The sequence below is a fragment of the Flavobacterium sp. genome, assembly GCF_021151785.1.
In the GTDB taxonomy this organism is placed as follows: Bacteria; Bacteroidota; Bacteroidia; order Flavobacteriales; family Flavobacteriaceae; genus Flavobacterium.
Window position 1 is genome coordinate 22,487 of record NZ_JAGKWP010000001.1, and the last position, 21,318, is coordinate 43,804.

General features: G+C 32.7%; 20 protein-coding genes and 1 tRNA gene. 8 read left to right on the forward strand and 13 right to left on the reverse strand.

All coding sequences use genetic code 11. The features are described 5' to 3' along the window. The first annotated feature begins 21 nt into the window (after nt 1-21). On the forward strand, nt 22-2,991 hold the full coding sequence (locus QZ824_RS00130; protein WP_291274014.1) for a class I tRNA ligase family protein: 2,970 nt from the start codon (nt 22-24) through the stop codon (nt 2,989-2,991). Nucleotides 2,992-3,133: 142 nt separating this feature from the next. Here the strand turns inward: QZ824_RS00130 and QZ824_RS00135 are convergent, their stop codons facing one another. Genes QZ824_RS00135 through QZ824_RS00145 form a run of 3 tightly spaced genes read right to left on the reverse strand, consistent with a single transcriptional unit; the run spans nt 3,134 to nt 4,575 of the window. After that, nucleotides 3,134-3,682, reverse strand: coding sequence for a hypothetical protein (locus QZ824_RS00135; RefSeq protein WP_291274015.1), 549 nt, complete (start codon nt 3,680-3,682; stop codon nt 3,134-3,136). A 22-nt stretch (nt 3,683-3,704) separates the two neighbouring features. Further along, nucleotides 3,705-3,971 (reverse strand): hypothetical protein, encoded by a 267-nt coding sequence (locus QZ824_RS00140; protein WP_291274016.1) that lies wholly within the window; start codon nt 3,969-3,971, stop codon nt 3,705-3,707. A 55-nt stretch (nt 3,972-4,026) separates the two neighbouring features. Beyond that, nucleotides 4,027-4,575 (reverse strand): hypothetical protein, encoded by a 549-nt coding sequence (locus tag QZ824_RS00145; RefSeq protein WP_291274017.1) that lies wholly within the window; start codon nt 4,573-4,575, stop codon nt 4,027-4,029. Between the two features lie 375 nt (nt 4,576-4,950). Between QZ824_RS00145 and QZ824_RS00150 the strand changes: the two genes are divergently transcribed. Then, the gene (locus QZ824_RS00150; protein ID WP_291274018.1) at nt 4,951-5,724 is read left to right on the forward strand and encodes a TlpA disulfide reductase family protein; all 774 of its coding nucleotides are present in this window, start codon (nt 4,951-4,953) and stop codon (nt 5,722-5,724) included. Nucleotides 5,725-5,769: 45 nt separating this feature from the next. Here QZ824_RS00150 and QZ824_RS00155 read toward each other — a convergent pair whose 3' ends face one another. Continuing rightward, nucleotides 5,770-6,519, reverse strand: coding sequence for a uroporphyrinogen-III synthase (locus tag QZ824_RS00155; protein ID WP_291274058.1), 750 nt, complete (start codon nt 6,517-6,519; stop codon nt 5,770-5,772). Nucleotides 6,520-6,540: 21 nt separating this feature from the next. Next, nucleotides 6,541-7,203 (reverse strand): DUF4271 domain-containing protein, encoded by a 663-nt coding sequence (locus QZ824_RS00160; protein ID WP_291274019.1) that lies wholly within the window; start codon nt 7,201-7,203, stop codon nt 6,541-6,543. A gap of 98 nt (nt 7,204-7,301) precedes the next feature. Here QZ824_RS00160 and QZ824_RS00165 point away from each other — a divergent pair, with 98 nt between their 5' ends. The 3 genes from QZ824_RS00165 to QZ824_RS00175 are packed head-to-tail and all read left to right on the forward strand — an operon-like array spanning nt 7,302 to nt 9,700. Continuing rightward, complete coding sequence (locus tag QZ824_RS00165) at nt 7,302-8,024, forward strand: polyprenol monophosphomannose synthase (RefSeq protein WP_291274020.1); 723 nt, start codon at nt 7,302-7,304, stop codon at nt 8,022-8,024. A 9-nt stretch (nt 8,025-8,033) separates the two neighbouring features. Beyond that, the gene (locus tag QZ824_RS00170; RefSeq protein ID WP_291274021.1) at nt 8,034-9,374 is read left to right on the forward strand and encodes a dihydroorotase; all 1,341 of its coding nucleotides are present in this window, start codon (nt 8,034-8,036) and stop codon (nt 9,372-9,374) included. An 8-nt stretch (nt 9,375-9,382) separates the two neighbouring features. After that, the gene (locus QZ824_RS00175) at nt 9,383-9,700 is read left to right on the forward strand and encodes a DUF4296 domain-containing protein (protein WP_291274022.1); all 318 of its coding nucleotides are present in this window, start codon (nt 9,383-9,385) and stop codon (nt 9,698-9,700) included. Between the two features lie 29 nt (nt 9,701-9,729). Here the strand turns inward: QZ824_RS00175 and QZ824_RS00180 are convergent, their stop codons facing one another. After that, nucleotides 9,730-10,725, reverse strand: a complete 996-nt coding sequence (locus tag QZ824_RS00180; protein WP_291274023.1) for an NAD-dependent epimerase/dehydratase family protein — start codon at nt 10,723-10,725, stop codon at nt 9,730-9,732. A gap of 144 nt (nt 10,726-10,869) precedes the next feature. Between QZ824_RS00180 and asnS the strand changes: the two genes are divergently transcribed. From asnS to QZ824_RS00195, 3 genes are all read left to right on the forward strand, one after another. Further along, on the forward strand, nt 10,870-12,306 hold the full coding sequence (asnS, locus tag QZ824_RS00185; RefSeq protein ID WP_291274024.1) for an asparagine--tRNA ligase: 1,437 nt from the start codon (nt 10,870-10,872) through the stop codon (nt 12,304-12,306). A 79-nt stretch (nt 12,307-12,385) separates the two neighbouring features. After that, the gene (gene rpoN / locus QZ824_RS00190) at nt 12,386-13,852 is read left to right on the forward strand and encodes an RNA polymerase factor sigma-54 (protein WP_291274025.1); all 1,467 of its coding nucleotides are present in this window, start codon (nt 12,386-12,388) and stop codon (nt 13,850-13,852) included. After that, complete coding sequence (locus QZ824_RS00195; protein WP_291274026.1) at nt 13,852-14,463, forward strand: hypothetical protein; 612 nt, start codon at nt 13,852-13,854, stop codon at nt 14,461-14,463. Before rpoN ends, QZ824_RS00195 begins: the two co-directional genes overlap by 1 nt. On the opposite strand, the gene QZ824_RS00200 is transcribed toward QZ824_RS00195, so the two are convergent. The 7 genes from QZ824_RS00200 to QZ824_RS00230 form a co-directional block, all read right to left on the reverse strand. Continuing rightward, nucleotides 14,451-15,107, reverse strand: a complete 657-nt coding sequence (locus QZ824_RS00200) for a porin family protein (protein WP_291274027.1) — start codon at nt 15,105-15,107, stop codon at nt 14,451-14,453. The two genes, QZ824_RS00195 and QZ824_RS00200, sit on opposite strands and share 13 nt — an antisense overlap. Before the next feature lie 14 nt (nt 15,108-15,121). Continuing rightward, a tRNA-Ser gene (locus QZ824_RS00205) sits at nt 15,122-15,209 on the reverse strand. A gap of 2 nt (nt 15,210-15,211) precedes the next feature. After that, a complete protein-coding gene (locus QZ824_RS00210; RefSeq protein WP_291274028.1) occupies nt 15,212-16,249 on the reverse strand; it encodes an asparaginase in 1,038 nt (345 codons plus the stop codon). After that, entirely contained in the window at nt 16,236-17,378 is a 1,143-nt protein-coding gene (locus QZ824_RS00215) for a 1-acyl-sn-glycerol-3-phosphate acyltransferase (RefSeq protein WP_291274029.1), read from the reverse strand. Before QZ824_RS00215 ends, QZ824_RS00210 begins: the two co-directional genes overlap by 14 nt. A gap of 58 nt (nt 17,379-17,436) precedes the next feature. Then, the gene (locus tag QZ824_RS00220) at nt 17,437-18,204 is read right to left on the reverse strand and encodes a TatD family hydrolase (RefSeq protein ID WP_291274030.1); all 768 of its coding nucleotides are present in this window, start codon (nt 18,202-18,204) and stop codon (nt 17,437-17,439) included. Between the two features lie 99 nt (nt 18,205-18,303). Next, nucleotides 18,304-19,284: an acyl transferase gene (locus tag QZ824_RS00225; RefSeq protein WP_291274031.1), complete on the reverse strand. Its 981-nt coding sequence runs from the start codon at nt 19,282-19,284 to the stop codon at nt 18,304-18,306. Between the two features lie 94 nt (nt 19,285-19,378). Further along, nucleotides 19,379-21,256 carry a T9SS type A sorting domain-containing protein gene (locus QZ824_RS00230; RefSeq protein WP_291274032.1) on the reverse strand — a complete coding sequence of 626 codons (1,878 nt, stop codon included), beginning with the start codon at nt 21,254-21,256 and terminating at the stop codon, nt 19,379-19,381. Nucleotides 21,257-21,318: the final 62 nt, after the last annotated feature.

The window sequence follows — 21,318 nt, forward strand, 5'->3', positions numbered from 1 at the left end:
ACGGAGATTGAAAATTGAAATATGAAATACTTCCACAACGAAATCGAAGCCAAATGGCAACAATATTGGGCCGAAAACGGTACTTTTAAAGCATCAAATAATAGTGATAAACCTAAATATTATGTATTAGATATGTTTCCTTATCCATCTGGAGCTGGGTTACATGTAGGACATCCGCTGGGTTATATTGCTTCTGATATTGTGGCACGATTTAAAAGACATCAAGGTTTTAATGTGTTACACCCACAAGGGTACGATTCATTTGGTTTGCCAGCTGAACAGTATGCAATTCAGACTGGTCAACATCCAGAAAAAACAACTCGTGAAAACATTGCGCGCTACCGTGAACAATTAGATAAAATTGGTTTTTCGTTTGATTGGAGTCGTGAAGTACGTACTTCTAATCCGGATTATTATAAACATACACAATGGATTTTCATTCAGTTATTCGAGTCTTGGTACAATAACGATACGAACCAGGCAGAAGCGATTGCAACGTTAATCGGAAAATTTGAAAAAGAAGGAAATGTTAATGTTAATGCGGTTTGTGATGAGAATATCGTTTCTTTTACGGCAGCTGAATGGAATTCTTTTTCTTCAGAACAACAACAAAAAATTCTATTACAATACAGATTAACCTATTTGGCGGAAACCGAAGTAAACTGGTGTCCGGCTTTAGGAACGGTTCTAGCTAATGACGAAATCGTAAACGGCGTTTCGGAACGTGGCGGGCATCCGGTAATTCGTAAAAAAATGACGCAATGGTCGATGCGTATTTCGGCGTATGCAGAACGTTTGTTACAAGGTTTAGAAACGATTGACTGGACTGAATCATTGAAAGAATCACAACGTAATTGGATTGGAAAATCAGTTGGAGCAATGGTTTCGTTTAATGTAAATAATCACGATGCTAAAATTGATGTATTTACAACAAGACCTGATACGATTTTTGGAGTAACGTTTATGACGCTAGCACCAGAACACGAATTGGTTGCGAAAATCACAACTCCTGAACAAAAAGCAGCGGTAGACGCTTATGTTGAAGCTACTGCAAAACGTTCGGAAAGGGAAAGAATGGCAGATGTTAAAACGATTTCAGGTGTTTTCACTGGCGCGTATGCAGAACATCCGTTTACCAAAGAACCCATTCCAGTTTGGATTGGCGATTATGTATTAGCCGGTTACGGAACGGGTGCGGTTATGGCGGTTCCATGTGGTGATGAGCGTGATTATGCTTTCGCAAATTTCTTCAAAGGAACACACGGCATGCCCGAAATTAAAAATATTTTCAATCAAGATATTTCAGAAGCCGCTTACGGTGAAAAAGGTGGTTTTGAATTAGTAGATTCCGATTTCTTAAACGGACTAGATTATAAATCGGGAACTAAGAAAGTTATTGAGGAATTAGAAAAAATTGGTACTGGAAAAGCAAAAGTAAATTACCGTTTACGTGATGCGGTTTTCTCTCGCCAAAGATATTGGGGCGAACCATTCCCAGTATATTATGTGAATGGTTTACCACAAATGATTGATAAAAAACACTTACCAATAGTACTTCCAGAAGTTGAAAAATACTTACCAACGGAAGATGGGCAACCACCATTAGGAAATGCAACCGTTTGGGCTTGGGATACCGAGAAAAATACAGTAGTAAGCAATGATTTGATTGATAATGTAACTGTATTTCCATTAGAGTTAAACACCATGCCGGGTTGGGCAGGTTCGTCTTGGTACTGGATGCGATACATGGATGCCCAAAATGAAAACGAATTTGCTAGTGAAGAAGCACTAAAATATTGGGAAAATGTAGATTTATACATTGGAGGAAGCGAGCATGCTACCGGACATTTATTGTACGCTCGTTTTTGGAACAAATTCTTAAAAGATAGAGGTTTTGCACCAACCGAAGAACCATTCAAAAAGTTGATTAATCAAGGAATGATTTTGGGAATGAGTGCTTTTATATATAGATGGGAATATATAGTAAATTCTGAGGATAAAAAGAAAAAAGTTATTTTTTTTAGTAAAAACATAATTGATAAAGCGGTTAAAGAAAAAGCATTTATAACAGATTCTAATCAACAATCAAAAGATGTTTTAGAAAGTTTGGTAAAAACATATGGTAGAATTAAACAGTCTGAAGCAAATTGGAATAACTTTACTCCAATCCACGTTGATTTATTTTGTATCAATGATATCACTAACGAATTAGACATTGAAAAATTCAAGGCGCATCCTTTATATTTGGATTATGCTAACGCGGAATTTATTTTGGAAGATGGTAAATACATTGTAGGTCGCGAAGTAGAAAAAATGTCGAAATCGAAATACAACGTAGTCAATCCTGATGATATTTGTAACGAATATGGTGCGGATACGTTGCGTTTATACGAAATGTTCTTGGGTCCGTTAGAACAAGCGAAACCTTGGAACACGGCTGGTATTACAGGCGTTTATGGTTTCTTGAAAAAATTATGGCGTTTGTATTTCGACGATAATGGGTTGAACATCACCAATGACGAACCAACGGCAGATATGTACAAATCGCTACACAAAACCATTAAAAAAGTAACCGAAGACATCGAGAATTTCTCGTTTAATACGTCGGTTTCGCAATTCATGATTTGTGTAAATGAATTATCGCAACAAAAATGTCATCATAGAGCCATCTTAGAACCTTTAGCGGTTTTAGTTTCGCCTTATGCGCCACATATCGCGGAAGAATTGTGGTGTGCATTAGGTCACGAAGGTTCTATTGCCACAGTAGCTTTCCCTAAATTTGAAGAAAAATATTTAGTAGAAAGTGAAAAAGAATATCCGGTTTCATTCAACGGAAAAATGCGTTTCACTATTAAGTTGCCGTTAGATTTAACCGCAGCACAAATTGAAGAAATCGTTATGGCCGATGAGCGTACACAAAACCAGTTACAAGGTAGAACACCAAATAAAGTGATTATCGTTCCAGGAAAGATTATTAATTTGGTGGGATAGTTATTGATCTATTTTGAAAAATTAGAGAGACTGCCTTAAAAGTCTAATTTTGTCAAGCGGAGTTTATATAAATTTGCAATGACAATATGAGGATTTTTTAGGCAGTCTTTTTTATTTAATTGATTGTTCTAAAGATAATCTGTTATTTTTTGGCTTTTTTCCATGCCGTTTCATATCCTAAAAGAATAGCTGGGTGAACAAATTTTACAAAGTTTAATATTTTGTTACGGTCGGCTTCTTCGGCTTTAAATAAGGAGGGGAAAACATTAATTTCTGTATTAAACATGCTTGTCAATGAACCTTTTTCTTCAAAAGCGAAAGCATAATTGTTCATTAAGTATCGCGTTCTTCTTTTTACAATGTAGAATCTTTCCATTTTATTTAAATCAATGGTTTCTGATTTGTGAAAAATTTTTCCAGTAGTTGTTTTATTGTAGAAATTTATTGTATTTCCATCACTTTCTACAACAAGCATAATTTCTTTATTTGTTACATATGTGTATAGTTTTGAGAGGAAAAGAATTTCGCCACTCACTAGCAATAAACCTATGATTAGTATCCACCATGAGAATCCGTCTTTAAAAAGAAAACCACCAAAACTTATGATTCCAAAACCACAAAAAAGAGCAGCTATAATGCATAAGATAAATTTTAATTTTCTTTTTACTAATATGATTTCTAATGTTTCCATAAGGGTTAGTACGTTATGTTAATTAAAAGCGACCGGTTGCAATGTAGAAAAGTATCCAACCTAAACAACCAATCGCCAATCTCCAAATTAATTTCTTCAATAGTTGATGAGAATATAACTTTCCTCTTTCTAAATACTCATCTGTATTGTCATTTGATGTTCCTACTTTTTTAGAAATTTTAGTACCTGCAACAGCACTAAGTGATAGTACATAGAGAATGGCTACCCAAGCAGCATTAGCAAATCCTATAAGCATTAATATCATTCCGATGATTGATAGTGTATCCATTTTATTTTTTTAGTATGGTGATTTATTTACTCCTATTTTTTTGTAGAAAGACAAGTTATTTTGACACAGTAGCTTTAGCTGCTTCATACATTACTTTGATGTCTTCGTCACTATATTTTGTAAACTTATCAGGGGATTTGTCATAAGACATTCCTTCTGTAATTGTGATTGCTTTATCTCCTGATTTTACACCATAAAAGAAACTTAGTCCTGATTCACTTCTTTTCAGAAAACCATTTTGCTCATCTGATTCGAATTTTTTAAATCCTGGACTTAACTCAGAGTCACTAGCTAATATTTTAAGGTCAGCTATTTTTTCTGCAATGCTATTGTATTTTTCATCTTCATTAAAAGGATTAGAAAAATCTTCTTTGATGAATGTAATTTTAAAATATTTGCCACCATAAACTACAATGTTGTTTCCGTCCTGAATAATTTTAGCTCCCTTTGGGGCTTTTGTTATTACATTTATTCCTTTACTACTTAAATCAAAATCAATTAAATCTGATGTTTTGTAATGGATATCAATATTGTTGTTTTTTGAAGTTTGAGCTTGAGAAATAGTAAATCCTAATAGTAGAAATAGTAGATTAATTTTTTTCATTGTGTTTACAGGTTATAAGTTAGTTTGTATTTATTTCATTCAAAACTAGAAGAAGTGTATTAACTAACCAATTTATCTATTGGACTATTTATAAAAAATCATAAACTTTAAATTGTATATATACTTGTTTTTCAAAAGGTTATTTTTATTATAAGACTTTTATATGAGCTAAATGTGAGATAGTGTTTGGCCTTAATTTATGTTGAATTATTGTGCTAGGAACGTGCATTAAAAAATAGTTTTGAATAGTCTTGTTTAGGATATTAGCTAAGAAATAAAATATTACTAAATAGGGATTGTGAATAGATTGTAATATTATTTTTAATTAAAATAATAAAAGAGTTAGTTTTGAGTTATAGTAAAAAACATTTAATCATGAGAAAATATTTATTTTTATTTTTAATTTATGCTGGTGTATTACAAGCACAACAATTTCAATTTTTAAGTAAAAATGCAAAAGAATTAACACTAACTGAATTTCAAGCGTATAAATCTAAAGATTCACTATGGGTCATAGAAAGTTTTTTAGAAAACGGTAAAAAATATAACAAAGTGTTTATCGACTCGATTGTAAAAACTAAAACTTTTGGGAAGTATAAACAGCATTTTTTTAGAGATACTATTGAGAATACTTTTACTATTGTATTAAGAAAAATGAGTGATGACGAAATTAAGAAAAGAAATGAGGAGCTAAATGCAAAAGTTGAAGGAGATAAAAAAAATAAAAAAATGATGCTGGGGAAATCTATGCAAAATCTTGTTTTTAAAGACATGGATGGTGCAGTTTACACTTCAGAAGAATTAAAAGGAAAAGTAGTTGTTGTGAATTTTTGGTTTACAAAATGCGTCCCGTGCATTAGGGAAATACCCGATTTAAATGCATTGAAAAAAGAGTTTGGTACAGATCAGGTGCTTTATTTTGCGATAACCTATGATAATAAAGATTTGATTAATGAATTTGTAAAAAAACACCCCATTGATTTTACAATAATTCCTGAAGATAAGAATTCAATTAATCAGTTTTTAGTTGGTTTTTATCCCACTAATTTTATACTAGATCAAGCAGGAAAAGTAGTTTTTGTTAATGACTTTTTTATGCAAAACATGTTTAAAGACATGAGAAAAACAATAAAGAAATGTTTAAATTAGTAAAATAAAAAAAGCGTTTAAATTTTAAACGCTTTTTTTAGAATATTATTTGGTTTTATTAACTTCGGCAACATATTTTTCCAAAGCTCCAGTCATTGATGGTGTTCCAGGAGCAGGAGCCATTATATCAATACGAAGTCCGTGTTCTAAAGCTTCTTTTTTTGTGGTTTCTCCAAAAACAGCTATTCTAGTATTGTTTTGTTGAAAATCAGGAAAGTTCTTAAACAATGATTTAATCCCTGTTGGGCTAAAGAAAGCTAAAACGTCATAATAAACATCTTTCAAATCTGATAAATCGCTCATTACTGTTTTGTAGAAAATACCTTGCTTCCAATCTACTTTTAAACTTTCTAATGTTTGAGGCACATCAGCATTTAATTGATCTGTATTAGGTAACAAGAATTTTTCATCTTTATACTTTTTGATTAATGGGGCTAAATCAGCAAATTCTTTTTGACCTACATAAATCTTTCTTTTTCTATATACTACATATTTTTGTAAATAAAAGGCAATAGCCTCTGCTTGACAAAAATATTTTAAATCTTCCGGAACTTTATAACGCATTTCCTCTGCTACTCTAAAAAAGTGGTCTACAGAATTTTTGCTAGTAAAAATAATGGCAGTATAATTTTTTAAATCGATTTTTTGTGCTCTAATTTCTTTCGCAGGAACGCCTTCCACATGAATAAATGGTCTAAAATCAACTTTAACCTTCCATTTATTTTGCAGGTCGAAATAAGGGGAGTTTTCCACCTTTGGCTCTGGTTGTGAAACCAAAATAGTTTTCACTTTCAAATTTGACATATCTAACAAATACTAATTTTTTGTTATCCAATAATACATGAAATAATACGGTGCTATTTCAAGGGTGCAAAGATACAAAATAAAATAAAATATTTTACCTATGATTATTTTTTGATAAGTCTTTATCAAAAAGTAATAAGTAAGCACGTTGTAAAGCACAAAAACACCGAGAATTATATAAAATACTAACTGAATTGGCGTTTGATTATAATATAAAAAAATATTTATAGGCAATAATACTAAACCTAAAAAAGCACGATAATTAACTTTAACTAAATTAAATTGTTCTACGAAACTTTCAACATTTAAAGTAGTTCCAACAATCTTTTCAATCAAAAATTTAGATAAAATAAAAACAAAGAGAAAAGTAAATATCTGAATGAAGGAAATGTAATTATCTGTTTTTGTATAATTAAAATAACTTAAAAGCAATAAAATGAAAAAAGAAAAAGAAATCAATTGGATGATGAACATAGAAATAGTAAACCAGTTCATTAAATTACTCGTGTCTTTATAAATTTTGTTGTACTTATCTGAAATTCCTAATTTAAGAAATTCATTAAAACGAACCTCAAAAACAGTTTTATTGGTAGCAATAATTATGGCGGCTAAAACAAACAGAATAGTAGCCCAATCTTTATTTACCAGTATACGTTCAATAAGTAATATATTCATGGTGCAAAAGTAACAAAAATATTTGCTATCAATAATTATAAAATTATTAAGATTTAGAATGTAAAAAAAGCATAATTTTGCAAAGTAAATAAATTGATATGTCTGCTGGTATAGTTATCATTCCCACTTATAACGAAATAGAAAATATTGAAAGAATTATTCATGCGGTTTTTCAGTTGCCCTCTTCCTTTCATTTGTTAATTGTTGATGATAATTCACCCGATGGGACAGCAGCTAAAGTTAAAGAATTACAAATCAAGTATAATGACCGTCTTTTTCTTGAGGTTCGACAAAAAAAATCTGGATTAGGAACAGCTTATGTTCACGGTTTCAAATGGGCGCTAAGTCATAATTATGAATACATTTATGAAATGGATGCTGATTTTTCTCACAATCCTAATGATTTAGAAAAATTGTATGAAGCTTGTAAAAATGGGGCTGATTTAGCCATTGGGTCTAGATATTCAAAAGGGGTTAATGTGGTGAATTGGCCCTTAAACCGAGTTTTGATGTCTTATTTTGCTTCTGTTTATGTAAAGATGATTACGGGTATGAAAATTCATGACGCCACGGCTGGTTTTATTTGTTACAGACGCAATGTGCTCGAAACGATTAATCTTGATAAAATAAAATTTGTAGGTTATGCGTTTCAAATTGAAATGAAGTATCGAGCTTTCGTGAAAAAATTTAAAATAGAAGAAGTGCCTATCATTTTTACAGATCGTACTTTAGGTGAATCAAAAATGAGTGGAGCAATTATAAGAGAAGCCGTTTTTGGTGTAATCATGCTTCGAATCAGAAAAATATTTAATAGACTTTAATATAAAAAAATGAGTACATTTTTAATTAAAAATGCTAAGATTGTAAATGAAGGCTCTCTTTTTGAAGGGGATGTGTTAATTGAAAATGAAATAATTAGCCAAATAGGAGAAAGTATAAGCGCTAAACCAAATTATACTATTGTAGATGCGGAGGGGTCTTTCTTATTACCAGGTGTAATTGATGATCAAGTACATTTTAGAGAACCAGGATTAACTCACAAAGGAACAATAGCAACCGAAAGTAAGGCGGCAGTAGCTGGTGGAACTACATCTTTTATTGAGCAGCCTAATACTGTTCCAAATGCCATTACACAAGAATTATTAGAGCAGAAATATGAGATTGCGCGTCAGTCTTCTTATGCAAATTATTCTTTTATGATGGGTGGTACTAATACAAATTTAGATGAGTTGCTTAAAACCAATCCAAAAAATGTAGCTGGAATTAAATTGTTTTTGGGTTCATCAACGGGGAACATGTTAGTGGATGACCAAGAGGCATTAGAGAAAATTTTTTCGTCTACTAAAATGTTAATTGCAGTACATTGTGAAGACGAAGGTACAATCAAAGCTAATTTAGAACAGTACAAAGCGGAGTATGGTGAAAATATTCCTGTAAAGTTCCATCATTTAATTCGTAGCACGGATGCTTGTTATTTATCTTCTTCTAGAGCTATTGAATTAGCAAAAAAGACAGGAGCAAGATTGCATGTTTTCCATTTGTCTACAGCAAAGGAAATGGAGTTGTTTACGAATAAAATTCCATTAGAAGAAAAGCAAATTACCGCTGAGGTTTGTGTACATCATTTGTGGTTTACAGATAAAGATTATGAAACCAAAGGTTCGCTGATTAAGTGGAATCCTGCCGTAAAAACTCAAGATGATCAAGATGCTTTATGGAAAGCCCTTTTAGATGATCGAATAGATGTTATTGCTACTGATCACGCTCCACATACATTAGAAGAGAAAAACAATCCTTACACGAGTTCGCCTTCTGGAGGACCTTTAGTACAACACTCATTAGTTTTAATGATGGAGGCTTATGCGAAAGGGAAAATTTCTGTGGAGAAAATTGTGGAAAAAATGTGTCACAATCCGGCTAGGATTTTTAAAATAGAGAAAAGAGGGTTTGTTAGGGAAGGATACTTTGCAGATCTAGTTATTGTAAATCCACATTTACCATGGAATGTTAAGAAGGAAAATCTATTGTATAAATGTGGTTGGTCTCCGATAGAAGGGATGAACTTAAAATCTAGAGTAACACATACTTTTGTAAATGGTAAATTGGTATATCAAAACGGAAAGGTAAAAGAAGTATTAGCAGGTCAGCGTTTAACTTTTGATCGAGAGTAATTTTACGTATGAAAAAAACAGTATTTTTTATAGGTTTAGTTTTAGTTGTTTCTTGTTCAAGAAATCCAGTTCCAAAGCCCGATCGTTTGCTTGATGAAGAAACCATGGAAAACATTATGTATGATGTGGTGATTTTACAAGGTGCGACAGCAAGTGCCCCTGAACAATTAATTCAAAATAACATCAATTCTAAAGAATACATATACAAAAAGTACAAGATTGATAGTGCTACTTTTCATCAGAACAATAGGTATTATGCAGCTGATGTTAGAAACTATAAGTTTATGTATAAACGCGTACTAGAGCGTATTCAAAATCATAAATAAATAAAAAATCACGCTTTATGCGTGATTTTTTATTTAAAGTCTTGGGCTAATTTTGTTAGATAGGATTCCATAGGGGAAAATTCAAACGGTATAGTACTTTTTATTTTTTGTGAACTATAGAATTCTTCGTTGTGTAAGGATTGTGCTGCTGCTTTTGTTAATTTTCTTCGAGTAAAAAATAAGGTCGAAAAAATCCAATCCAAACGCCAAATAACAGCGGTTAATACTTTTGAAGCATGCCATTTTGGAGGATGAACGTTGAAAGCTTTAGCTAAAATGCAGAACAATTGATGGTAAGTTGGGTTTTCTGCTACAAGAATAAAACGCTCTCCAGATATAGGGCTATTCATAAGCAAGTACATAGTTTGAACAACATCTTCTACAGCCACTATTCCTATTTTGCCTTTGGTGTAAAAAGGTAAACCCTTTTTGATTTTAGTAAAGAATAAACTACTGCCTGAATTTTTGAATCCAGAGCCAAAAATTACACCTGGATTGACAATTACAATTGGTAATCCTTCTTGATATCCTCGCCAAACTTCTAACTCGGCTCCGTATTTAGAAATGGAATAATCGCTATAATGGAGTTCATTGTTTCGTTCAGTTTCTTCAGTAATGCAAAGTTGGTGCTCGGTTCCGTTACCTAAAGCTGCAATTGAACTCACATGACACAGCTTTTCTACTCCAAAAGCCAAACATAGATTAACTACATTAGCCGTGCCAACAATATTGTTTTTGTAAAGAGCTATATGATCTTTGGGTTCAAAAGAAACCAAAGCAGCACAATGGTAGACCTGTGTTATGTCTTGAAAAGCTAATTCAAGTGAGGGGATGTCTAGTAAATCAGCTTGAAACCAATCAATTTGTTTAAAAATATGAAGTTGATTTTGCGCCTTAAATAAGTTTTTAATATGGTCTTTTTTTGCTTCCAATCGGTACAGTGCGCGAATAGGTGTAGCTTCTTTCGACAACAATTGCATCAAATGAAACCCAACTAAACCGGTAGCGCCTGTAATTAAAATCATGAGGTAAAAATAGGGAAAATGCCCTAATCAAGCAATAAAAAAGCGGTTTAATGTCGTTTTATAAAATGCTTTGAATGTGCGTATCAACATTTTATTAACTCATTTTTTCGCACTATATTTGCACTTTTAATGAAAAGATAGGAAATGAAACATACTAAGATTGTTGATTTATTAAACAACACCAAAACGTTACAAGAAGTAACCGCTAAAGGATGGGTACGTACATTTAGAAATAACCAATTTATTGCGTTGAACGACGGTTCAACTATTCATAATATTCAGTGTGTTGTTGATTTTGAAAACACCCCTGAAGAAACATTAAAAAGAATTACTACTGGTGCTGCCATTTGTGTAAAAGGTACGTTGGTTGAAAGTCAAGGTGCTGGTCAAAATGTTGAAATTCAAGTAGCTTCATTAGAAATTTTAGGTGATTCGGATGCGGAAAAATTTCCAATGCAACCCAAACGCCATTCGCTTGAATTTTTACGTGAAAATGCCCATTTACGTGTAAGAACTAATGTTTTTGGTGCCATTATGCGTGTGCGTTCAGCTTTGTCGTTTGCAGTGCATCAATACTTCCAACAAAAAGGATTCGTATATGTAAATACACCCATTATTACAGGATCGGATGCAGAAGGTGCAGGCGAAATGTTTCAAGTAACCGCGTTACCTTTAGATGGTTCGGCACCGAGAAATGAAGATGGAAGTATTAATTATAAAGAGGATTTCTTCGGAAAACAAACAAACTTAACCGTTTCTGGTCAGTTAGAAGGAGAAACATTTGCTATGGCTTTAGGTCAGATTTATACTTTCGGACCTACATTCCGTGCAGAAAATTCAAATACATCACGTCACTTAGCTGAATTTTGGATGATTGAACCTGAAGTGGCATTCAATGATTTAGCAGACAATATGGATTTGGCCGAAGATTTTATTAAATATGTAATAAAATATGCTGTGGATCATTGTGCAGATGATTTAAAGTTCTTAGATGAACGTTTTGCTCAAGAAGAAAAACAAAAACCGCAGGCAGATCGCAGCGAAATGACTTTGTTAGAAAAATTAAATTTTGTTTTAGAAAATAATTTTAAGCGTGTTTCGTATACAGAGGCAATTGATATTCTGAAAGATTCTACACCTAACAAGAAAAAGAAATTCCAATATTTAATTGAAGAATGGGGCGCAGATTTACAATCGGAACACGAACGTTTCTTAGTTGAAAAACACTTCAAATGTCCGGTTATTTTATTTGATTATCCAGCAAAAATTAAAGCGTTTTACATGCGTTTAAATGAAGATGGAAAAACGGTAAGAGCCATGGATATTTTATTCCCTGGTATCGGCGAAATTGTAGGAGGTTCTCAACGAGAAGAACGTTATGAGGTATTGGTAGAAAAAATGCAAGCGTTAGGAATCGATGAAGAAGAGTTGTGGTGGTATTTAGATACGAGACGATTTGGATCAGCCGTACACTCTGGTTTCGGGTTAGGATTTGAGCGTTTGGTATTATTCGTTACAGGTATGACAAACATTAGAGACGTTATTCCTTTCCCAAGAACACCACAAAACGCAGAATTTTAAAAAACAGTTGTTTCAAGTTTAAAGTTTCATGCTATTGTTTAGTTTGAAACTTTTGACTTTTAATTTTTGACTTGAAAATATGCTTAAACAGAATCTACATTTAAAACTTTCACAGAAACTTTCGCCTCAGCAAATTCAGTTGATGAAACTGATTCAATTGCCTACGCAAGCTTTTGAACAGCGTTTGCAAGAAGAAATGGTTGAAAATCCAGCTTTAGAAGGTGATGTGGACGCTTCTTTAGATTCTTATGAAGATTCATTTGATAATTCAAATGACGATTATGACGATTACGATAACGAGCATATTGATACTGGTGATTTGAATATCGACGAATATTTAAGTAATGATGAAACACCGGATTATAAGTATCAAACGAATAATTATAGTGATGATGACGAAGATAAATCGTTGCCTATTGCTGCCCAAATGAGTTTTCATCAAGATTTAATTAATCAGTTGAACACTTTTATTTTGTCAGATGAAGACCGTGAAATTGCCGAGTTTTTAGTGGGTAGTATTGAGGATTCTGGTTATATAAGAAGGACAATTCAAGATATCGTGGATGATATGGCCTTTACTCAGGGGATTTATACAGATGAGAAGACTGTTGAGCGAGTGTTGACTGTTGTTCAACAACTAGAACCTTCAGGTGTGGGGGCTCGTGATTTGCAAGAATGTTTGCTTATTCAATTAAAACATAAAACACCTACGGAATCGGTAAATTTAGCGATAGATATCATAGATAAGCAGTTTGAAGCTTTTACTAAAAAACATTATGATAAATTACTTCAAAAGTTTGATGTAACTAAGGAGCAATTGAAAAAAGCGATAGATGAAATTGAGAAATTAAATCCAAAACCAGGAGGGAGTTATGACAGTAGTAGTCGTGTGATAGAACATGTTGTGCCTGATTTTACCATTCGGGTGGTGGATGGAGAACTTGAATTGACCTTGAATTCTAGAAATGCACCAGAGTTGCATGTTTCAAAGGACTATCAAGAGATGTTGCAAACGTATAAAGTTTCAAGTGAGAAATCTGCAGCTCAGAAAGATGCTGTTCAGTTCATCAAACAAAAATTGGATTCGGCCAAGTGGTTTATTGATGCAATTAAGCAACGACAAGAAACTTTATTGGTTACTATGAATGCCATTATGCATTTTCAATACGAATATTTTTTAGAGGGAGAAGAGACAAAATTAAAGCCTATGATTCTAAAAGATATTGCGGATATGGTAGGCTTAGATATTTCTACTGTTTCACGAGTAGCTAACAGTAAGTATGTTGATACTCCTTATGGGACCAAGCTGATTAAAGAATTTTTCAGTGAAGCGATGAAGAACACGGAAGGTGAGGATGTGTCTACGATTGAGATTAAAAAGATTTTGGAACAAGTAATTGCCGAGGAAGACAAGAGCAAGCCTTTGCCTGATGAAGATTTGGCTGTTATTTTGAAAGAACGGGGCTATCCTATTGCCCGTAGAACTGTGGCCAAGTATAGAGAACAGTTAGATATACCAGTAGCCCGATTAAGAAAGAAAATCTGATGCAGACCAAATATTTATTAGTTCCCTTTTCTTATATATTTCATCCTATTTTTGTTTCTTTATATGGAACTCTATTGTATTTTACTTTTGAAGGGAATGTCATTTCTGATATTCATACGTATTTTACTTTTTTTCAGATACTTCTTTTAACAGTTGTCTTACCTTTATGCTTTTATTTGTTACTGCGTATTTTAAATTTGGTTTCCTCTTTTACAGAAGCTACTTTAGAAGAGCGTAAAATACCCATTTTCATTCAGATGGCACTCATGTATGTTTTGTTGAGGTATGGTGGTCTACAAGAGTCTGATCCAGCATTAAGTCATTTTTTTGAAGGAGGTTTTATTAGTTCATTTATTGTACTTATTTCTGTATCATTTGGGTTCAAAGCTAGTTTGCACATGATTGGAGTAACGTCTTTATTTGTTTTTACACTTTTATTAATTAGCTATTTACACATACCAGCTATCAATACTCTAGTTACTTTATTACTATGTATGGGTTTCGTGGCTTCTTCGCGTTTATTTATGAAAGCACACACGCCTGTAGAATTGGTTGTGGGTTTATTAATTGGTGTAATTCCTCAGTATTTGGTTTGGATTTATAAAATATAAAATTGAAACCCAATGTTGAGGTTGCTTATTTTAGAACCGTCTTTAAAGATAGGATTTATTCCATAGTAAATATAGGGATTCCAAGTGTTGAATCCTGCAGTAATATAGGCTCCAAATTGCCAACGATTGACTTCATTTGTTATAGATTGTTTATCTTTTCCAAAAGAAGTTTCTAAATTTAATCGAGCATCAAGAATATAAGTTGCTTTGAAGCCGGTATAAATTCTCCAAAACTTGTGGCTCAAAGGTGTTGAATTGCGCCATCTAATTTCTAATGGAAATTCTAATCCATGGGCAATGATGGTAGTTCTGATATTTTCAGAAGGTGTAATGGCTCCTACACCTAATAACTCCTCAGAATTAATAAATTGTTTAATGTTATTATATGAGTAACCCATACCTGAGGCAATAGCCCAATGTCTATTTTTAGTGAATGGCATATCACGTAAGAAGCCAACACTAATCCCTGGTGAGAAAGAGAATTGTTTGAAACCTGTAGGTCGATTTTGGACTAAGTTATAACTTAATGAAAAGTAGAATTGATCTTCTCTATATAATGAGTCGATTTCTTGTCTAGGTTCTTCTATAGAGTTTTGCGACCACAAAAAAAAGGGTGTTAGCAAAAGAAAAACAATTCTATACATATAATTTTTTTTAGCAGAGAGGAAGGGATTCGAACCCTCGATGCCCTTTTGGGGCATACACACTTTCCAGGCGTGCGCCTTCGACCACTCGGCCACCTCTCTTTTTATTCATTCATTTCACCCCTTAAGGACGTTTCAAATATGGTTTTAAATACAGTTGGGGCCACATTTTGTCCTAATAAATACATTAGTTTAGTAATCGCCGCTTCTGTGGTAATATCTTTTCCTGAAATTAAACCTAATTCTTTTAATTTAGTACTTGTTTCATAGGTCCCCATCATTACACTTCCACCACTGCATTGAGTTACATTAATAATATGTAAACCTTTTTTTGTAGCGAGTTCTAATTCTTCAATAAACCAATTATGCATAGGAGCATTTCCAGCACCATAAGTTTCTAGAACGACTCCTTTTAAGTTTGGTATGGCTAATAATGAAGCTAAAACCGCTCTTGTAATACCAGGGAACAATTTAATAACTAAAACATTAGTGTCAAAATTTTTATTTACAATTAATGTTTTATTTTTTGGAGATGAAAATAAAGCATCATAGTTTATATTTAAGTGAACACCAGATTCTACTAATTCTGGAAAATTGGGAGATATAAAAGCATTAAAATGTTCAGCACTAATTTTAGTAGTTCGATTTCCTCTGTATAATTTATATTCAAAATATAAGCAGACTTCTTGTACAACTGGTTTTCCTTTTTGCTGTAAAGCAGCAATTTGAATTGCAGTAATTAAATTTTCTTTTGCATCAGTTCTCAAATCTCCAATAGGCAATTGTGATCCTGTAAAAATTACTGGTTTAGTTAAGTTTTCAAGCATAAAACTTAGAGCTGAAGCACTATATGACATAGTGTCTGATCCATGAAGCACTACAAAACCATCGTAGTTATGGTAATGTTGTTCAATAATATTAGCCATTTGAACCCAATTTTGAACTTCCATATTTGAAGAATCTATAGGTTGATCAAAAGAGATAGATTGAATGGTGCAATCCAAGAGCTTTAATTCAGGAATTCCTTTTATTAATTTTTTAAAGTTAAAAGCTTTCAACGCTCCAGTATCGGCATCTTTAACCATACCAATGGTACCACCCGTGTAAATCAATAAGATGTTCGGTTTGTTAATTGGTTTCAATAGTTTGGTATTTTAATTTATTAATAACGGGATTGGCATACATGGCTAAAAAGCTTTCTTTTTGTTTTATGTCGTCAGCATTGATGCGTAATTCCAATCTTCGTTCAAAAAGTTGTTTTTCTTTTTCTGTATACTTACAACTATAAGTAGATGTTTGGTGTAATAAATCGTAGGCAATAAAATTGGTCGGCCATAGTTGGTAAGATTGCAAAATAGAATCATCTATTGCTTGAGCTAAGGCCTGTATTTGTTTATTGTTATTATCGTTTGTTGCTTTTATTTGGTCTATTTCATGATTTAAAACATCGCCTACATGAATATGGATACGTTTTTTTTGGCCAATAATTCCACTTAAAAGTGTTATAAAATCTTCATTCTTATCTTTTATGTAAATTTCATCATTGGCTTCGGCCATTAATTGAGGCATTTTTAAAGCATCTGTAGGGTCATATTCATAGGATATTGATACGGGAACTAATTTAATTTTCTTAAAAAAGTCCATTACATCAGCTTCATCATTTGCCATGGCAATCATTTTTAATACGCCTTGGTGGGTAGCATCATTACCATCTTTCGTTCTGCCTTCACGTTGTGCTATCCAAACAGATCTATTTTCTCTAGATACCAAATGATACATGTATTCAGATAATAATTTAGAACTTTGCAACAATTCTCTAGGAGGTAATCCACGTTGTACTAAAAAATTACGATTTAATTTTGATAACTTCAATAAAAAATCTTTTTTGACTAAATTATCACCAATTGCCGATGCGGTCATAATTAAATCATGATCAAACAAGCATACATTTAAAAGCGATGTGTCTAAAATGATGTCACGATGATTGGAGATGAAGAAATAAGCCGTGTGAGGTTCTAATTTTTCAAAACCTGAAGTGGTTAAGCCGTCAGATGTTTTTTCTAAAATTTTCTTAATGGCTTGATACGCAAAATTAATTTGGAAATCACGAATTGAATATGTGCGTAATAAATGTTCTTTCCAAACAGAATCTTCCACATTCGGATACGCAAAATTCATCATCGCTTTCATCATGGGATGATGTGCCAATTCTCTCAAAGCATGGTTTACTTCGGAGTCATAATAAGGACGAATTTTATCGAATTTTGACATGGCTAATTTCTATGGTACAAAAAAACAAAAAAAATGGGAATTAAAGTTAAAATTCATCTTAAAATCCAAATACATTTTTTGAATTATCAGTGGTAATTTGTGCAATTTCTTCAACTGTAGTACCATATATTTGGGCTAATTTTTCAGCAACTAGATATACATAACTACTTTCGTTTCTTTTACCACGATAGGGCACAGGAGCTAAATAAGGGGCATCTGTTTCTAAAACAATGTGTTCCAGTGGAATTTGTTTTAAGAATTGATCTATTTTCCCATTTTTAAAAGTAGCTACGCCCCCAATACCTAGTTTTAAACCACAATCAATAGCTTGTAAGGCTTGTTGGTAGTCTCCTGTAAAGCAATGGAAGATTCCAAAAAGTTTTTTTTCTTTCTCTTGTTCTAATAATTCGAAAATTTCATTAAAAGCGTCTCTACAATGAATATTTATTGGTAATTCATATTTTTTGGCTAACTTAATTTGATGTATAAAAGCTTCTTGCTGTTCTTTTAAATAGGTTTTATCCCAATATAAATCTAGTCCAATTTCACCAATAGCGGCAAATTTTCTTTTTTTTAGTTCATTTTCAACATGTTGTAATTCTTCAAGATAATTCTCTTTTACATAACATGGGTGTAGACCAATCATTAGAAAAACTTGATTAGGATATTCTTTTTCTAATTCATACATTTTTTGTGTATAACTACTGTCAATTGAAGGAACGAATAACCGAGTTGTATTTTTTTCAAAGGCTCGCTGTATCATTTCTTTTCTGTCTAAATCAAATTCTTCAGCATATAAATGGCTGTGTGTATCGGTTAGTATCATTTTTAGAGGAAATATATTGTTTTTCAATTTACATTTTTTCTCGTTGTCCGCAGCATTCGATGATTAGCTCTTATCGAGTCTATTGATTACTTTTGTTTTTTATTGCACCATTAAATTGCAACCTCTTATGTCACTATTGTCAAATCTACCCAAGACTTCAAAAGTTTGGTTTTCATATTTTTTGCCTAAATCTTGTGTCGCTATAAAGGAGCAAGAATTGACATTAGCCAAATCAATAACATTGATGCCACCAGTTCTATTATAACCAATAGGGCTTAGTGCGTCTTCCGTATCTCGAATCAAAATATCCATCCATGGGGGACATTCAAAAATACCATTTCCAAGAGAATAGGCTTGTGATAATAATTCTGTCATACCATATTCAGAATGTATTGCCTTTACTCCAAATCCTTTACAAAGTAGTGCATGCAATTCTTCTCGAATCATTTCTTTTCGTTTGCCCTTCATGCCGCCTGTTTCCATAATAAGAGTGTTTTTCAAGCTGAATGAATGCATTTCAATTAAGTCTAATAAAGCATAAGTAACTCCTAGTAATAAGACATTTTGCCCAGCTTCATCTAATTCAATGATTTTTTTAATCAATTGTTTGTATTCATTTAAATAAAAACCACTATCAGGGTGTTGACTACCTTCTATTAAATCTTGTGCCATGTAGATTAATGAAGAGCCTTCGCGTTCTAAATAGGAAGGTAATAATGCTAATATACAGTAGTCCTCCATGTTGCCATAAAATAAGGAAAATGCTTGCCTAAAACTCGTTTCATATACTTTTAAGTCGGTAACGTGATGTTTACTTGTGATCATTCCTGTTGTTCCACTACTTGTAAATATCTTTTCATCTGAGTTTGTATTAGAAACAATACGATTTGATTTAAAAAATTGTATAGGTAAAAAAGGGATGTCTATTATTCGTTTTACGTTTGACGGGTTCTTTTTCAATAACGTACAAAACTGACGATACACAGCGTTGTGTTCATATTGGTGTCTAAACACTTTCAAGGTTATTTTTTCAAATTCCTTTTTAGACGCTATCGAAAATATATCTGAGGTTGAAATCAATGTGCAACAATTTTATGCAAAAATAACATTTAATAAAGACATAAAAAAAGCACCAATTCATATTGGTGCTTTTTTAATATAATAGTGTATGAAATTAATCAATAACTAATTTTTGAGTAGAAGTTTTATCTTCTTCTGTTATTTTAACTACATAAATACCACGAGTAAGGTTAGCTACATTAATTGTATTGTTTACCACTTTAGTATTTACTACTTCTTTTCCAACTAAATCAAAAATAGCTACATTAATGTCTCCATTTAAAGCAGTTTCAATGTGTAAGTTTCCTTCTTTAACAGGGTTTGGATACATTTTTAAACCATTAATTTGAGAGAATGATGCTGATGATAACGTAAAGTTAGGTGTAGTATCAATAGTTATTTCATCAATGATAATTGTAGGAGTATTTGTTGCTGTATCTTGTCTTAGCATAAATCCGCCTAAATTAGCAAAAGCTGAAGTTGGTGTTACAGCAACTGTAGGAGATGCTGTGCCTCCTATTGTTGGATTAACAAATAGTCTTAGAGAGTTAGCTGTAAAGTCATAACCCAAAACTAAGTATTGTGTCGTTCCAACATTGTATAAATTAGCATCCCAATCTGTAGCTGTTGCTCCAGTGCCTAAACCAAATTGATATTGCGTTCCATTTTTTCTTATCCAAATTCTAGCATTTGTAGTTGCGCCTGTATTGTCAGTAAATAAAGCAAAGTATGCACTTGTTAGATCAGTAGTTACATTTGAATAATCTGAGGAGTTAAAAAGCATTGAAGCATAAATTGAACCACTAGTAGTACTAGTAAATAATGTTCTAGATTCAGCTCCAGTTCCACTGAAAGAAACTGAGTTACCCGTAGAGTTAATACCTGTATAATTTAAGTTGCCAGCAGTAACCAATATATTGTCCCCTGTATTAACTATTGACCATTTTTGTTCTCCATTTAAAGAATTGCCTACAGTGTAAGGGAATGGTTCGTTGAATGGTATTGTATTGATTGGTTTACATTCTGGAGCTGAAATGTTTTTAGAGATTGTACATGCGCCATTAATTGTTAAAGTCACATTAGTTCCCTCGTTTATACCACTAATAACAATATTTCCTGATGCTGTAGTAGAAGGGTTATCTCCAGAAATAGTTCCGCTTGTAGTTGATAAAGTATAAGAACCTGTATTTCCGCCAGTGAAAGGGACAGTTATGCTGTAAGTGTCAATAGCTGAGGTTACTGTATTACATGCTGTGGTTTCGGTTCCAAGGTTTAATGCGCAACTTGTTGTGTTAAACCAAGTTGTGTAAACTCTCAAGCCATCAATAGTTATATTTTGACCTGTATTATATTGTCTTAAATACACTCCAGCAACAGTTGCGGTACCTGATCCTGAAGCTGTAGCAGTTGGTGTTCCAGCAGCAGCTTCTGTAGCAGGAATACCTGAAGGAATAATCCAAAGACTTGTTGATCCAGTAGTCGAAACGTTATATTTTATAACTGCTAAATAAGTCGTATTTGGATCAAAATCAGTAGCAGAATAAACAGCAGCTGAGTTGCCGATACCAAAATTAATTTTTCCTGCAGTAGTTGATGGTTTGGCATACAATCTAGCAAAAAAAGTTGTTGTACCTGTTCCTAAACTTAGGAAATAACCGTCAACAGCTGTTGTTACATTAATCAAAAAAGAAACATATAAATCTCCAGATGTAGAAGGGGTTGCAAATGCTTTATTTATATCTTCTCCATTATTGTCAAGACGAACTGCATTTCCAACCGCAGCAGCAGTAAATCCAGTAAGACCTGAATAGCCTGAATAGGTTAAGCCATTAGAAGTACCTACGTCAATAGCCTGCGAACCAGCCCCACTATGTGCGGTCCATCCATTAGCTGTTAAAAGTGCTCCATCTGCATAATTGAAATCATCAGATAATAACTGACCAAATGAAGCAAATGAAATTAAACCAATAAAAATTGAGTAAAGTTTTTTCATTTTCTAAATATTAAAATTTTCTACAAAGATATAAACAATCTAGTTAAGCAACTAGTATTTTA

Coding starts and splice junctions, on each gene's coding strand:
- QZ824_RS00130 (WP_291274014.1), top strand. CDS start 22: ATGAAATACTTCCACAACGAAATCGAAGCCAAATGGCAACAATATTGG.
- QZ824_RS00135 (WP_291274015.1), bottom strand. CDS start 3,682: ATGGAAACATTAGAAATCATATTAGTAAAAAGAAAATTAAAATTTATC.
- QZ824_RS00140 (WP_291274016.1), bottom strand. CDS start 3,971: ATGGATACACTATCAATCATCGGAATGATATTAATGCTTATAGGATTT.
- QZ824_RS00145 (WP_291274017.1), bottom strand. CDS start 4,575: ATGAAAAAAATTAATCTACTATTTCTACTATTAGGATTTACTATTTCT.
- QZ824_RS00150 (WP_291274018.1), top strand. CDS start 4,951: ATGAGAAAATATTTATTTTTATTTTTAATTTATGCTGGTGTATTACAA.
- QZ824_RS00160 (WP_291274019.1), bottom strand. CDS start 7,203: ATGAATATATTACTTATTGAACGTATACTGGTAAATAAAGATTGGGCT.
- QZ824_RS00165 (WP_291274020.1), top strand. CDS start 7,302: ATGTCTGCTGGTATAGTTATCATTCCCACTTATAACGAAATAGAAAAT.
- QZ824_RS00170 (WP_291274021.1), top strand. CDS start 8,034: ATGAGTACATTTTTAATTAAAAATGCTAAGATTGTAAATGAAGGCTCT.
- QZ824_RS00175 (WP_291274022.1), top strand. CDS start 9,383: ATGAAAAAAACAGTATTTTTTATAGGTTTAGTTTTAGTTGTTTCTTGT.
- QZ824_RS00180 (WP_291274023.1), bottom strand. CDS start 10,725: ATGATTTTAATTACAGGCGCTACCGGTTTAGTTGGGTTTCATTTGATG.
- asnS (WP_291274024.1), top strand. CDS start 10,870: ATGAAACATACTAAGATTGTTGATTTATTAAACAACACCAAAACGTTA.
- rpoN (WP_291274025.1), top strand. CDS start 12,386: ATGCTTAAACAGAATCTACATTTAAAACTTTCACAGAAACTTTCGCCT.
- QZ824_RS00195 (WP_291274026.1), top strand. CDS start 13,852: ATGCAGACCAAATATTTATTAGTTCCCTTTTCTTATATATTTCATCCT.
- QZ824_RS00200 (WP_291274027.1), bottom strand. CDS start 15,107: ATGTATAGAATTGTTTTTCTTTTGCTAACACCCTTTTTTTTGTGGTCG.
- QZ824_RS00215 (WP_291274029.1), bottom strand. CDS start 17,378: ATGTCAAAATTCGATAAAATTCGTCCTTATTATGACTCCGAAGTAAAC.
- QZ824_RS00220 (WP_291274030.1), bottom strand. CDS start 18,204: ATGATACTAACCGATACACACAGCCATTTATATGCTGAAGAATTTGAT.
- QZ824_RS00230 (WP_291274032.1), bottom strand. CDS start 21,256: ATGAAAAAACTTTACTCAATTTTTATTGGTTTAATTTCATTTGCTTCA.